At 65.5% G+C, this 13818-nt stretch carries 11 protein-coding genes and 1 tRNA gene; 6 read left to right on the top strand and 6 right to left on the bottom strand.

Annotated elements, in window-relative coordinates; genetic code table 11:
• Nucleotides 1–16: 16 nt before the first annotated feature.
• From ACNFJ7_RS02535 to ACNFJ7_RS02545, 3 genes are all read right to left on the bottom strand, one after another.
• Nucleotides 17–712 (bottom strand): Crp/Fnr family transcriptional regulator, encoded by a 696-nt coding sequence (locus ACNFJ7_RS02535; protein WP_236704461.1) that lies wholly within the window; start codon nt 710–712, stop codon nt 17–19.
• A gap of 86 nt (nt 713–798) precedes the next feature.
• The gene (locus ACNFJ7_RS02540; RefSeq protein ID WP_162839597.1) at nt 799–972 is read right to left on the bottom strand and encodes a hypothetical protein; all 174 of its coding nucleotides are present in this window, start codon (nt 970–972) and stop codon (nt 799–801) included.
• A 15-nt stretch (nt 973–987) separates the two neighbouring features.
• Nucleotides 988–1170 carry a hypothetical protein gene (locus ACNFJ7_RS02545; RefSeq protein ID WP_082664456.1) on the bottom strand — a complete coding sequence of 61 codons (183 nt, stop codon included), beginning with the start codon at nt 1168–1170 and terminating at the stop codon, nt 988–990.
• A gap of 111 nt (nt 1171–1281) precedes the next feature.
• Between ACNFJ7_RS02545 and ACNFJ7_RS02550 the strand changes: the two genes are divergently transcribed.
• Nucleotides 1282–1366 (top strand) — tRNA-Leu (locus ACNFJ7_RS02550).
• Nucleotides 1367–1424: 58 nt separating this feature from the next.
• Nucleotides 1425–3050: a trigger factor gene (gene tig / locus ACNFJ7_RS02555; protein WP_019370567.1), complete on the top strand. Its 1626-nt coding sequence runs from the start codon at nt 1425–1427 to the stop codon at nt 3048–3050.
• A 90-nt stretch (nt 3051–3140) separates the two neighbouring features.
• Here tig and ACNFJ7_RS02560 read toward each other — a convergent pair whose 3' ends face one another.
• The 3 genes from ACNFJ7_RS02560 to ACNFJ7_RS02570 all read right to left on the bottom strand — a co-directional run bounded on the left by ACNFJ7_RS02560 (nt 3141) and on the right by ACNFJ7_RS02570 (nt 6760).
• Nucleotides 3141–4625, bottom strand: coding sequence for a glycoside hydrolase (locus ACNFJ7_RS02560; RefSeq protein WP_019370568.1), 1485 nt, complete (start codon nt 4623–4625; stop codon nt 3141–3143).
• Nucleotides 4622–5989: a glycoside hydrolase family 27 protein gene (locus ACNFJ7_RS02565; RefSeq protein ID WP_050990205.1), complete on the bottom strand. Its 1368-nt coding sequence runs from the start codon at nt 5987–5989 to the stop codon at nt 4622–4624. The genes ACNFJ7_RS02560 and ACNFJ7_RS02565 overlap by 4 nt, the downstream gene beginning before the upstream one ends.
• Before the next feature lie 63 nt (nt 5990–6052).
• Nucleotides 6053–6760: a FadR/GntR family transcriptional regulator gene (locus ACNFJ7_RS02570; protein ID WP_019370570.1), complete on the bottom strand. Its 708-nt coding sequence runs from the start codon at nt 6758–6760 to the stop codon at nt 6053–6055.
• Nucleotides 6761–7010: 250 nt separating this feature from the next.
• Here ACNFJ7_RS02570 and ACNFJ7_RS02575 point away from each other — a divergent pair, with 250 nt between their 5' ends.
• From ACNFJ7_RS02575 to ACNFJ7_RS02590, 4 genes are all read left to right on the top strand, one after another.
• On the top strand, nt 7011–10262 hold the full coding sequence (locus ACNFJ7_RS02575; protein WP_019370571.1) for a glycoside hydrolase family 2 TIM barrel-domain containing protein: 3252 nt from the start codon (nt 7011–7013) through the stop codon (nt 10260–10262).
• Nucleotides 10262–11800: an alpha-N-arabinofuranosidase gene (locus ACNFJ7_RS02580; RefSeq protein WP_019370572.1), complete on the top strand. Its 1539-nt coding sequence runs from the start codon at nt 10262–10264 to the stop codon at nt 11798–11800. The genes ACNFJ7_RS02575 and ACNFJ7_RS02580 overlap by 1 nt, the downstream gene beginning before the upstream one ends.
• The gene (locus tag ACNFJ7_RS02585) at nt 11797–13152 is read left to right on the top strand and encodes a family 43 glycosylhydrolase (protein WP_026009320.1); all 1356 of its coding nucleotides are present in this window, start codon (nt 11797–11799) and stop codon (nt 13150–13152) included. Before ACNFJ7_RS02580 ends, ACNFJ7_RS02585 begins: the two co-directional genes overlap by 4 nt.
• 390 nt (nt 13153–13542) lie before the next feature.
• Nucleotides 13543–13809 carry a hypothetical protein gene (locus tag ACNFJ7_RS02590; RefSeq protein ID WP_019370575.1) on the top strand — a complete coding sequence of 89 codons (267 nt, stop codon included), beginning with the start codon at nt 13543–13545 and terminating at the stop codon, nt 13807–13809.
• Nucleotides 13810–13818: the final 9 nt, after the last annotated feature.

The following is a 13818-nucleotide window of genomic DNA, read 5'->3' on the forward strand; positions in this document are numbered from 1 at the left end:
GGCAGGCACGGGCCGGTCACAGCGGCAGGGGCTGCAGATACAGATAATCGGGGTCGAATTCCGCTAGCCGCTTCAAGGCCTGCACATCCCGCATCAGCACCTGGCCGCTGCGGAATTCGAGTAACTCGCGCTCGCGCAAGTCACGCAGGACGCGGTTCACATGCACCGGGGTGAGCCCCAGGCACTCCGCTAGTTCGGCCTGGCTGATCGGCAACGCATAGCTGTCCGGTTCGGCCAGCCCGACTACGGCCATGCGCGCCTGCAATTCGCAGAACAGATGCGCCGCTCGCTGGATTGCGGAGCGCCGGCCGAGCGAAACCTCCCACTCGCGGTGGATGGCCGCGTCGACATTTGTGGAGAACCACATCATTCGCGTCAGATGCGGTAAGCGCTCGGTTATTTCTTGCAGCCGGCTGTGCGACGCGCGCGCGACTACGCACGGGCTGAGCGCGAGCAGCGAATGATCCAGCCGCTTGAGCGTGAAGCCGTGCAGATCGGCGAAGTCGCCCGGAACGTGCAGGTGCGTGATCTGCCGGCTTCCGCCCCTTAGATCCTTGTAGCGCCCGATCAGCCCTTCCAGCAGCAGCGTCGAATGTTGCAGCGACTCACCAGCGCGGGCGATCGTGCGATTGGCGGCGTGTACTACCGTATCCACGATCGTCCCGCGCAGTGCGGCCTCCTCCTCGGCGCTGATCACGTCGCGCAGGCGCAACTTCAGAAGATGGCGTTCAATCATCGGCTGAGCGCTTCGAACGGCGTTGGTGAACCCCGATGTGGAGAGGAGGCCGCAGGCGCCATCTATTGCTGATTCCCGTCCTGGTTCTTCACGACTCCGCCGGCGCCGTTCTCACCGCCAGCGCCTTCGAGCGGGGTTGCATCGGTCTGGGCGTTCTTCGCCGCATCGGCGCGTGCTTCGACGGCCTGCTGGATGTCGGGGCGATCGTCGTCACGGTCTTGGGTCGGTTCGGGCATGATCTTCTCCATGTGTCAGGCGATGGGCTGGCCGGGCGTAATGCCCGGGGCGATGCCGGGATCGGTCTGCGGCGCAGGAACGTCGATGTCGGGACCGGGCGGGGAGATTTCCGGCGGCGGGCTGCCCGGCTGGCCGGGATCTGGCGCGGGGCTTTCGGCCGGGGGAGTAATGGGTTGAACGGGGGGCTCCACGGGCATGGTCGATCTCCTGCTTGTTTCCACGCTAACGCGGCAACGCACCGGAACGTTGCTTCGTACTTGCCCCGGACCCCATGACTGCTATAGAGCCCGCCGACCGGCGGTGTCCCTGCGGGCGTGGCGGAACTGGTAGACGCGCTGGATTTAGGTTCCAGTATCGAAAGATGTGGGGGTTCGACTCCCTTCGCCCGCACCAGTCCTCGTGGCTGATGTGTGGTACACCGCAATTCCGATTCCTTTGAGAAAGCGTGAGAATGCAGACTGTCGAGACGTTGAACGAGGGCCTGAAGCGCGCCTTCACGCTGAAGATCACCGCCGCGGACATCGACTCGAAGGTCGATGCCGAGGTCAAGCGGGTCGCTCCGCAGATTCGCATGCCCGGCTTCCGCCCCGGCAAGGTGCCGACCAACCTGGTCCGCAAGATGCACGGTGAGGCGCTGACCCAGGACGCGCTCAACAGCTCGATCCAGGAAGGCATCCAGAAGCTGATCGCCGATCACAAGCTGCGCCCGGCGATGCAGCCGTCGGTCAGCCTCGAGGGCGAATATGCCCCCGGCGGCGACGCGGAAGTGAAGGTCGAGCTGGAAGTGTTGCCCGACGTTCCGACCCCGTCGATCGAAGGCCTGAAGCTGGAGCGCCTGACGGTGCCGGTGCAGGATTCGGAAGTGCAGGAGCAGCTGAAGCAGCTCGCTGACCAGCAGAAGCGCTGGGACGATGCCGCCGAGGGCCACGCGGCGACCACGGGTGACCAGGTCGTCATGGACTTCGTCGGCAAGGTCGACGGCGTCGCCTTCGACGGCGGCACCGGCGAGGGCATGGCCGTCGAGCTCGGCTCGGGCCGCCTGATCCCGGGCTTCGAGGAGCAGCTCGAAGGCGTGAAGGTCGGCGACGAGAAGCAGCTCAACGTCACCTTCCCGGAAGATTACGGCGCCAAGGATCTGGCCGGCAAGGCCGCGACCTTCGACGTCAAGATCACCGCGGTGCAGACCGCCGGCGAGACCAAGATCGACGACGACATGGCGAAGGCGTTCGGTCTCCAGGACCTGGAGCAGCTGACCGGCCTGCTGAAGGGCCAGATCGAGCAGCAGCTCAACGGCCTGACCCGCACCCATATGAAGCGCAAGCTGCTCGACCAGCTCGCCGCCGGCCATGACTTCCCGGTCCCGCCGTCGATGGTGGAAGCCGAGTTCGACCAGATCTGGCACCAGCTCGTCCACGAGACCGAGCATGAGGAAGATCCGGCCGCAGCGCTTGCCGAGCTCGAGAGCGAGCGCGACGAATACCGCGCGATCGCCGAGCGCCGCGTGCGTCTGGGCCTGCTGCTCAGCGAGATCGGCACCGCCAACGGCGTCGAAGTGACCGCGCAGGAAATGAACCGCCTGATCGCGCAGGCCGCGCAGCAGTATGGCCCGCAGGATCGCCAGCGCTTCATCCAGTATGTCCAGCAGGAGCCGATGGCGGCTGCTCAGCTGCGCGCGCCGCTGTTCGAGGACAAGGTCGTCGACTTCCTGTTCGACAAGGCCGAAATCACCGATCGCGAAGTGACCAAGGAAGAGCTGGAAGCCGCGATCGAGAGCGAAGACGGCTTCTCGTCGGGCACCCACGTCCACGATCACGACAACCACAAGCCGAAGAAGAAGGCCGCCAAGAAGGCTGACGCTTCGGATGAGGCTGGTGAAGAGAAGCCCGCCAAGAAGCCGGCGGCCAAGAAGGCCAAGGCCGAGGAGGCTCCGGCCGCCGAGGGCGATGCGCTCGTCGAGGCCGAGCCGGTGAAGAAGGCGGCGACCAAGAAGGCGCCGAAGGCTGCCGAAGGCGAAGGCGAAGAAGCCGCGCCGAAGCCCAAAAAGGCAGCGGCGAAGAAGAAGGCCGACGCCGAGTGATGCGAGAAGGGCCGGAACGAAAGTTCCGGCCCTTTCTCTTTCTTCTCCCCCGCCGCAAGCGCGAGCGGCGTGCATGGGAGGTCGCTGGGATCAGCGAAGCGCCACGATCAGCGTGGTGATTGCCCCGGGTTCGGCGAGCGCCTGTGCTGGTACGACCGCAGCATCCCGCGTGGAATCGGTTACAATCCGCTCCACCACCCGCGCCCCCGGCACGCCGATCGTCAGCCGCCGGGTCACCGCGCCGCCATTGACGTGGACCAGCACCAGCCGCTTGCCGTCCGGTGATAGCGCGCCGACCGTATCGGCATCGTCGACCGGCACCAGCCGATAGCCGGGCCGGATGTAGCGGCTGAACTGCGCCATCGCCCAATATTTGCGGGTAAGCTGGATCGGATGCTCGGCCGCCGATGCGGGTGTATAGGCCATTTTGATCAGGCCCCAGTTGCTGCCGCCACCGCTGCCGTCGCCCTTGCCCTCGCCTCGGCGCTCCACCGCCTGCCAGAACACCCAGGCGACCGGTTCCAGCCGCTTGAGATCGTGGACGACATGCTCGGCAAAGGCGAGCGGCGTGGCGATGCCGTCGAAATTCTCGGGATCCTTGTCGAGCGGGGTATCGTTCTCGCTCATCCACAGGCGGATGCCATGGGCGCGGGCGATGTCGCGCACCGCCGTCTGGTGTACGCTGCCATAGCTATGCACGTTCAACTGGCCGATCCGGGCGCGCGTCGCTGCCGGATAGCCCTGCCAGTCGCGCACGAAGAGGTGGGAGTTGGTCTCGTCGGGGGCGGCGATCACCGTCTTGAGGCCGTGCGCCTTGAGCGCGCGGTCGGACGCATCGATCATCAGCGCCTGGCGCGCGGGGCTCCAATGCGCACCTTCCTGGGTGTTCTTGGCGAACCAATAGTCGGTATTCGGCTCGTTGACCGGCGACAGCGTGCGGAAGCTGATGCCGTGCGCCTGTTGCAGCTTGTCCACCACGATCGCCAGATACTCGGCAAAGCGCGCTTCCTGCCCGGGGCGGAGATTGTCGTCGGTGCCCTTTTCGGCGCCCGAGACCTTGCCGCTCACGGTCATGAACCAGGGCGGCGAGTTCGAGAAGGCTTCGAAGATCGGCGCCTTCACGCGGCGCTTGATCGCGTCCAGCCACCAGCGCTGGTTGGCGTCGGCGGACCAGTCCCACATTGCCGGATCGGCCGGATCCCACCAGTCGATGCCGGTTGCCCCTATGGGGCGGCGCCAGAAGCCGGGCACATCAGCGCCCAGGCGAAGATAGGGCTTGGTCTCGGGCGCGTCGCCGCCGCCGATATTGTAGCGGGCGATCGTCCAGCCCAGTCCGTCGGGCCCGTAGAACAGGTCCGCAAGCTTCTCGCGCACCGGGTCGGGATAGCCGCCGGTGACGTGCGCGAACCAGGCGAGCGCCGTGCCCCAGCCCTCAAAGGGCTGGCCAGGCCGCTGGAGGTCGGGTCGCAGCGTCAGCGTCACCGCCGGTTCGGCAGCGGGCGGCGGCACACTCGTCTGGGCGAGCGCGGCGGGGGAGGCGGCGAGCAGCAGCGAGAGGGCGAGCGCGCGGATCATGCCGCCGTCACCCGATAGAGGCAGGCGCCGTGCGGCGGCAGCGTGCGCGCGAGCCGGAGCGGGCCTTGGCCCTCGTCCTTGCTCTCCCACAGGTTGCGCACCCGCACCGCGCCCGCCAGACCCAACAGTCGCAGGTCGAACGCAGCCTCGCCGGCCTTGTCGCCGGTGTTGAACAGCGCGACATAATGGCCGCCCCCGGCCGCGCGTGCGGTCCAGACGCGGCGATCGTCGGCGACGAACCAGGGGCGGTTGTCACTGCTCGCCTGGTTCACCGCGATCACCTCCCGATTCGTGAGCAGCGCGCGGGTTGGGGCGTCGAGATGCCGCAGGTCGCCGCCCATGATCAGCGGCGAGCGGGCGATCGACCAGAGCGTCATTAGCGTCCGCTGCTCGTCGGGGGTGAACTTGGTGTCGCGCTGGCCAAGCGCGAGCCGGCCGAGCGGGAGCATGTCGGCATCCGGCCAGGCACCCGGGCGGGCGTACGGGCTCCAGTTTTCCAGCCGGGTGAACTGGGCGTCCAGCAGCTTCCACTCGTCCCAGAAATCGTCGGAGATGCGCCACATCTGGGCATGGCGAGCGACATGGTCGGCGCGCGGCACCGGCGTCTCGCCGGGCGAGAGGCTCAGCAGGATCGGCTTTCCCGTTGCCTTGATCGCGCGCGCCGCCGCTTCGATCTCAGGGGCATGCGCATCATAAGGGCGGCTCATATCGTCCATTTTCACGAAATCGACGCCCCAGGCGGCGAACAGCGAGAACACGCTGTCATAATAGGCCTGCGCCCCCGGTTTGCGCATGTCGACGCCGTACATGTCGGGGTTCCAGGGACAGGTGCTGCCGGTATCGGCGATATCGGCGGCGCGGACCCCGCTGGTGCCGAGGATCGGCAGGTTGCGTTCCACCGCGAGTCGGGGAATGCCGCGCATCAGGTGGACGCCGAAGCGCAAACCCAAAGCATGTACCTTTGCGGCGATCGGGCCGAAGCCTTTGCCATGCGCTGCCGAGGGGAAGCGGTTCGGCGCCGGTAGCAGCCGCCCATGGGCGTCCATCGTCGGCACCGGCTTGGCGTTATAGGTGTAGCTGTTCGCTTCCGGCTCGTACCATTGGATGTCGATGGTGAAGATGTCGTAGCCGAATGGCAGCAGCTCGCGCGCCTGGATCTCGGCTATCTCCAGCGCCTGGGCTTCGGTGATGGTGGTGGCGAAGCTGTTCCAGCTGTTCCAGCCCATGGGCGGCGTGGGCGCGAGCGGCGGCGCCTTTGCGGAAGCGCGTGCGTGCGGCGCGGCTGCGAGGCTGCCCAACATCGCCGCACCCTGGAGCAGCCCGCGCCGATGGATGACGTGACCGCGCGCGTTGAACCCTGGCATCGCTTCCTCCTCCATTTTTTGTCTGACTATAAGCCAGGACGGCGGCCGTCAACGTCGCCGGGATCAGCCTTGGAGCGAGGTTTCGATATCTTCCTGTGCCTGTAGAATCAGCGTGATGGTCGCAGCGCGGGCGGCGACCGGATCGCCATCGGTGATGGCGGAGAACAGATCCCGGTGCAGCGGGATGGAGTCGCGCAACTGCTTGGCCTTGCGGTGCTTGAACAGAGTCGTGGAGCGCACCGCGGCGCCGATGCTGCCGGACAGGCTGATCAACAGGTCGTTGGCGGTCGCTTCCAGGATGATGTTGTGAAACTGCTGGTCGGCGGCTTGGCCCTCCGCACTCGACAGCCCTTCTTCTTCCATCACTTCCAGCGCGTGGCCCAACCGGGCGATATGCCGCGTGGTGCGCAGGCGCGCTGCCATTTCCGCCGCGGCGGGCTCCACGATCATGCGCAGCTGGAACAGGCTGTCGACAAATCCCATCGGCGGCTCGCCTTCGAACATCCAGGCGAGCAGATCGGGGTCGAGCAGGTTCCAATCGGCGCGAGCGCGAACGCGGGTACCGGCCTTGGGGCGACTGTCGATCAGACCCTTGGCGGCCAACGTCCGCAACGCTTCGCGCACCACGCTGCGGGATACGTTCCGCGATTCGGCGAACTCCAGCTCGCCGGGCAGGACCGCGCCAGGCAGATAGCGCCCCGTGAGGATTGCCACGCCTAGCTCGCGCGCGAGCGATCGATGTGCCGGGTTGCGTTTCGCCTGCCGAACCAAAGCCTCATCCCTTGTAGTGCTTGCCGTTGTGCGGCGCGGCTATCGCTGTGGCCACAAAAAATAACAGCATGTGCTTCGGAACGTGCTTGCCTAACAAGCCTCCGCCCCTATTATGTCCGACAAAATCGGCGTCAGTTCATGGCCGGTCGACACGGGGAGGGGGAATGCGCGCGGGAACGAACCGCATCTCTGCGACAAACGTGATCCAAGTCGGCCGAATCTGCAACACGCCTTTTCGGGAGAAATCAGCGTGAACAAGGTCGGGTGGCTGGCAGCGGCAGGCGTGGTTGCGCTCGCCTCCGGCATGGGCATGGCGCAGGATGGGCCGAAGATCGGCGACGCGCCGCAGGTCCAGCCGGTCCAGGTCGATCCGCGCCGTCCGGATTGGGAAAATCCGGCGGTGTTCGCACGTGGCAAGATGCCGGCAAACGCCACGCATTTCGCGTATGAGAGCCGCGCCGCGGCGCTGGTGGGCGATCCCGCCAAATCGAGCCGTTATATGACACTCGACGGGCAATGGCGCTTTCACTTCTCGCCATCGTCAGATGCGGTGCCGGACGGGTTCGAAAAGCCGGACTATGACATCGCCAAATGGAAGAGCATCAAGGTGCCCGCCGATTGGCAGACCGAAGGCTTCGATCAGGCCCGGTACAACAACATCACCTATCCGTTCCCGGCTAACCGTCCGCTGATCCCCCATGCAACCAACCCCGTGGGCTCCTATCGTCGCGACGTGCAGTTGCCGGCGAACTGGTCCGGACAGGATGTCATCCTGCATATCGGCGCGGCCGGTTCGGCCTACCGCGTGTGGGTGAACGGCGTCGAAGCCGGCTATTCGGAGGATTCAAAGCTTCCGTCCGAATTCGACGTGACCAAGCTGGTCCATGCCGGGCGCAACACCGTCGCGATCCAGATCCATCGCTGGTCGGACGGCTCCTACCTGGAGGACCAGGATTTCTGGCGCGTCTCGGGCATCGAGCGCTCGGTCTATCTTGCGGCGGTTCCCAAGGTGCGGATGGCGGACCTGTTCGTCCATGCCGGCCTGGATGGCGCGTACAAGGATGGCAAGCTTTCCGCCGATCTGGCGCTCACCGATCGCATCGCGCCGCTCACCGCCCGGATGACGCTGCTCGACGGCACCCAGACGCTGCTGGTGCGCGAGGTAGAACTTGCCGCAGGCCCGGCACAGAAGGTGACGCTCGCCGCCGACGTTCCCGGTGTACGGCCCTGGACGGCGGAAACGCCCAATCTCTATACGCTGCTCGTCGAACTGGTCGATGCCGATGGCAAGGTCGTGCAGGCGACGCCGCAGCGGATCGGCTTTCGCACCGTGGAGATCAAGGACGGCTTGGTCAGCGTCAACGGCAAGCCCATCACCATCCGCGGCGTCAATCGCCACGAGCATGATCCGGAGACGTTCCACGTCATCAGTCGCGCGTCGATGGAACGCGATATCCAACTGATGAAGCGCGCGAACATCAACGCGATCCGCACCTCGCACTATCCGAACGACCCGTATCTGTACGAGTTGGCCGATCGCTACGGCCTCTATGTGATGGACGAGGCCAATATCGAGAGTCATGCCTATATGGACTATGCCAATCGGCATGGCGAACGGCGGGCAGAATTGCAGATCGGTTTCGATCCGGCGTGGAAGGACGCGCACGTCTCCCGCGTCGTCAACATGGTCCAGCGCGACAAGAACCATCCGTCGGTGATCTTCTGGTCCTTGGGCAACGAGGCGGGCATCGGCCCGAACTTCGAAGCGGCGGCGGCGGCGGCACGCGCGGTCGATCCGGGACGGCTGATCTCCTATCTGGGCTGGGGCACCTGGGACGGGATTCAGGATCATCGTCCGAACTGGTATGCCGACATCTACGCGCCGATGTATGATCCCGCGGTGAAGCTGGCGGATTACGCCACCAACTGGAACTTCAGGCAGCCGGTGATTCAATGCGAATATGCCCATGTGATGGGCAATTCCGGGGGCAATCTGAAGGAATATTGGGACACGATCTACGCCCATCCGCACAAGCTGCAGGGCGGGTTCGTGTGGGACTGGGTGGACCAGTCCATGTATCGCACTACCAAGGACGGCCGCCGTTATTGGGGCGATGGCAGCGAATATGGCCCGAACCCCGGGGGCGACATAGAGTTTGGAGACGGACTCCTCCAGGCCGATCGCACGCCCAATCCGCATCTCTACGAGCTGCGCAAGGTCTATGCCCCGATTCAATTCGACGGGTTCGATCCGGCGACCGGTCAGGTAACGGTGCGGAACCGCCATGACTTCCGCGACCTTTCCGGATTCACCTTCGAATGGGAGGTGCAGGAGAACGGCGTCGCGGTGGCGAATGGCGCGCTGGCGACACCCGAAGTGGCGGCGCATGGCGCGGGCAAGATCGCGCTGCCGCTCGCCGGGCTGACCCGCAAGCCGGACGCGGAGTATTTCGTGACGATACGCGCCAGGGCCAAGGCCGACGCGGTGCCGCTGGTGCCCGCGGGCGCAGTGACCGGATGGGAGCAGTTCGCGCTCGATCCGGCCTATCGCGCCGCCGAGGGCACGTCTCCCAAGGGCCGTGTGACGATGCGGGACGGGCAGGGGGCGATCACCCTTTCCGCCGCCGGCGCAACGCTGGTGGTGGACCGCGCGACCGGCCTGGTGAATCGCTATGCCGCCAAGGGCAAGACGCTGCTCAGCGGTGGCACGCCGCATTTTTGGCGGGCGGTGACGGACAACGACATCGGCATCGGCACAGACAAGCAGCTCGCCGTCTGGAAACAGATGAGCGAGACGCGCAGCCTGGAATCTGTTCAGGTGCAGGATCTGGGCGAGGACGGCGCGGAGGTGCGCGCCGCCTACACTATGGGCGCTGGCGCGGTTCGCTTCACCAGCGTGTATCGCATGGCCGGCGACGGCTCGGTCGCCGTCGACGGGCGGTTCGAGCCGGTTTCGAAGCAATTGCCGCCGCCGTTCCGCATCGGCCTGGCCTTTACCACGCCGGGCAGCCTGAAGACGGTGGAATGGTACGGTCGCGGCCCGCATGAAAGCTATGTCGATCGCAAGACGTCGGCCGCGATCGGCCTTTGGCGAGGCGCGATTGTCGATCAGGTTCACGATTATCTTCGCCCCCAGGAAACCGGCAACAAGCTCGACGTCCGGTGGATGGAGCTGTCCGGCGCCGGGGCTGGTCTGCGGGTGCAGGGCGACACGCCGCTGATGATGAACGCGCTCGCCTTCCCCTATACCGATCTGGATCGACACACGCCCGGCACTTGGAAGAGCACCGATGTTGTTCCCAAAGCTCAGGGCGCGTTGCTGATCGATGTCGCGCAATGGGGCGTCGGCGGCGACACCCAGTGGAGTGCGTTCGGCAAGCCGCTTCCCGAATATCGCACTAAATTGGAGCCCATTTCGATACGTTTCCGCCTGACCCCCTTTTCGGGCCAAGGCACAACCCCAGCCAAGGCGCGCCCGGCGCGCGCGACGGAGAAAGAATGATGCGTAGCTTCATCAGCGCGATCGCGCTGCTCGCCGCCCTGCCAGCGATGGCACAAACCGGCGGCGACGCCGTGACGGTGCATGGCGACCAGCCCGGTCCGAAATATGATCGCCGCATGTTCGGCCAGTTTGCCGAACATCTGGGCACCGGCATTTATGGTGGCATGTGGGTCGGCACCGAAAGCAAGATCCCCAATGTGAAGGGCTTTCGCCGCGATGTGATCGACGCGCTGAAGGAGATTCGCGTGCCGCTGATCCGCTGGCCGGGCGGCTGCTTCGCCGACGAATATCATTGGCGGGAAGGGATCGGCCCGCGCGCCAAGCGCCCGGTGAAGGTCAACACCAACTGGGGTGGCGTGACTGAAGACAATGCCGTCGGCACCAACGAATTCATGGACTTCACCGAGATCGTTGGCGCCGAAGCCTATGTCTCGGGCAATGTCGGTACCGCCCCCCCCAGCGAGATGGCGGAGTGGGTCGAATACATCACCTCGCCGACAAAATCCACGATTGCAAACCAGCGCCGTGCCAATGGTCGTGACAAGCCGTGGAAGCTGCCGCTGTTCGGCATCGGTAACGAGCTTTGGGGTTGCGGTGGCGACATGCTGCCGGAATATGCGGCCGACGTTACACGCCGCTACGCGACTTTCTTGAAAGTGCCGGCGGGCGAGAAGCTGATGAAGATCGCCAGCGGTGCCAATTCGTTCGATTACAATTGGACGGAAGTGATGATGCGCAAGGCCGGCGACAAGATCGACGGCATCGGCGTACATTATTACACGGTGCCTGGTCCTTGGAGCAAGAAGGGGGCCGCCACCGGCTTCGACGAGGAGAGCTGGGCGCGCACCCTTTCCAAGACGCTGAAGATGGAAGAGTTGCTCACTGAGCACGGTAAGATAATGGACAAGTACGATCCGAAGAAGCGGGTCGCGCTGCTTGTCGACGAATGGGGCACCTGGTACGATGTCGAACCGGGCACCAATCCGGGTTTTCTCTATCAGCAGAATAGCTTGCGCGACGCAGTTGTCGCCGCGCTGAACTTCAACATCTTCGCCCGCCATGCCGATCGCGTGCGCGGTGCGAACATCGCGCAGATGGTCAACGTACTGCAGGCGATGCTGCTGACCGACGGTGCCAAGATGGTGAAGACGCCCACTTACTGGGTGTTCGACATGTACAAGGACTATCAGGACGCGACCGTCCTGCCGGTAGACGTCACCTCGCGCTGGTACAACAACGATCAGTGGACAATGCGCGCGGTGAGCGCCAGTGCGGTGCGCGGCACCGATGGTGTCGTGCATATCGGCCTGGTCAACGTCGATCCGAACCGTCCGTCCAGCGTCAGCGTCAAGCTGGACGGCGTGACGGGGAGCCAGGTCTCCGGGCGGATCCTCACCGGCGACAAGATGGACGCGCATAACGACTTCGCCGCACCGGACGCCGTCAAGCCGGTGGCGTTCAACGGCGCCAGCCTGTCCGCCGGCACGCTGACCGTGCAGGTGCCGGCCAAGGCGATCGTGATGCTCGACATCAAGTGAGGACGCGACTGGCTCTGGTGGCGGCGGCGGGCTTGCTCGCCGCCGCCGACGCACCGGCGCCGAGCTGGGAGACGCCGGGGGACAGCAATCCGCTGATCCCCGGCTATTTCGCCGATCCCTCGATCGTGCGCGACGGCGGCACCTGGTATCTCTACGCCACAATCGACCCTTGGGGCGACGACCGGCTGGGGATGTGGACTTCCGTCAACGGTCGCGATTGGACCTTCTCCACCCCTGCCTGGCCCACCAAGGCGGCGGCGACGAGCCCGAGTTCGGGCGATTCCAAAGTGTGGGCGCCTTCGGTGGTGAAGGCGGCCAACGGCCGCTGGTACATGTATGTGTCGGTGGGATCCGAAGTGTGGGTGGGCAGCGCGCCGTCCCCCGCCGGGCCCTGGGCCGATGCCAATGGCGGCAAGCCGCTGATCGCCAAGAGCTTCGCGCCCGCCTATCACATGATCGACGCCGAAGCCTTTATCGACGACGATGGCACCGCCTATCTGTACTGGGGCTCCGGCCTCAACTGGGTCAACGGGCACTGCTTCGTCGTCAAGCTGAAGCCGGACATGGTGACCTTCGACGGCGTTCCGCGCGACGTCACGCCGGCCAATTATTTCGAGGGTCCGTTCTTGGTGAAGGCGGGCAGCCACTATGTGCTGACCTATAGCGACGGCAAGACGACCGAGGACAGCTATAAGGTCCGCTACGCCATCGGCGAGACGCCGTTCGGGCCGTTTCGCGAAGGCCCCGACAGCCCCATCCTCTCCACCGACCGCGGGCGGCACGTGATCAGCCCAGGGCATCACGCGATCTTCCGCGTCGGTGCGCAACCCTACATCCTGTATCACCGCCAATCGCTGCCCTGGCCACGCGTGGGGGAGGATGCGACGTTGCGGCAGATTGCGGTCGATCCCCTGACGATCCGCGGCGACGGCACGATCGCCCGCGTTACGCCCAGCCATGGCAGGGCGGTGGCCGGCTTCGCCCCGCGTCGCACGCGCGGCATCGCGCTTCGGCTCAGCGGCGCCGCCGCCGGCCCGGCCTATGCCGCCGATCGTGCCGCAGACGACAATTACGCGACGCAGTGGCGGCCTGCGGCGGGCACCGATCCCGTGCTGACGGCGGATCTCGGTCGCGTGCAGGCAGTGCGTGAGACCCGTCTCCGAATGGAATATGCCCAGCGGGCCTATGATCTTACGGTGGAGGGCTCTGCGGACGGACGGAACTGGCGGCTGCTCGCCCGGCGTGCGGCGGCAAGCGGATCGCCCATCAGCCTTGCGCATCCCGCGCGCGTCCGGTTCCTGCGGTTGCGCGTTCCGCAGGATGCGGGCCTTTGGGAATGGGGCGTGTTCTGATCCCGCGCTACGCGCGCGCGCCGATGGATACTGGCGCGGTGGCGGCATCATCCCCATATAGACTATATCGCGCTGTCGTTCTCGAGCCTGGCCGCGACTGAGAGTTGTTCATGCTCCCGCTCTGACGCGGAGATTAGCATGTTGATCCTCCGCCATGACCGCCCCACGCGCAGGCTTTGCCACCGGCGAGCCCGCGTCGTCGCGACCCTCATTTTCTGGAAGTAGAATCATGGCCAAAGGACAGCAGCGCGGCAATCGCGAGACACGCAAACCGAAGAAGCCGGAACCGCCGAAACAGAATGCGTCGAACCCATCGTTGAAGGGCACGCCCGCAGGACAGCCCACCGCCAAGCGCGGCTGATCATTTCCCTTCCGTCGAAAGGTTCTTCCATGCAGCCCTCTGCCGATCTTTGCCGCGCCCGCGCGGCGCATCATGACGCCGTCGCCCGCGGTGCTACGCTCGACAATGTTCGCCTGATTGCCAGTGCGGCCGCGGCCGCCTGGGCCAAGGAAGGCGCCGCCGCCGATATCCGCGAAGACCGAAGGCTGCGCACCCAAGCATTCGCCGCTGCCCCGATGCTGCCAATCGAGCCGCCGTCCGCCGCGCTTCGCGGTTTGAGCGAAAATCCTGATCGCGGACATGCCGACCGCGCCTGATGGCGTTGC

The sequence above is a fragment of the Sphingomonas sp. HT-1 genome (genome assembly GCF_048568905.1).
Lineage (GTDB): Bacteria > Pseudomonadota > Alphaproteobacteria > Sphingomonadales > Sphingomonadaceae > Sphingomonas.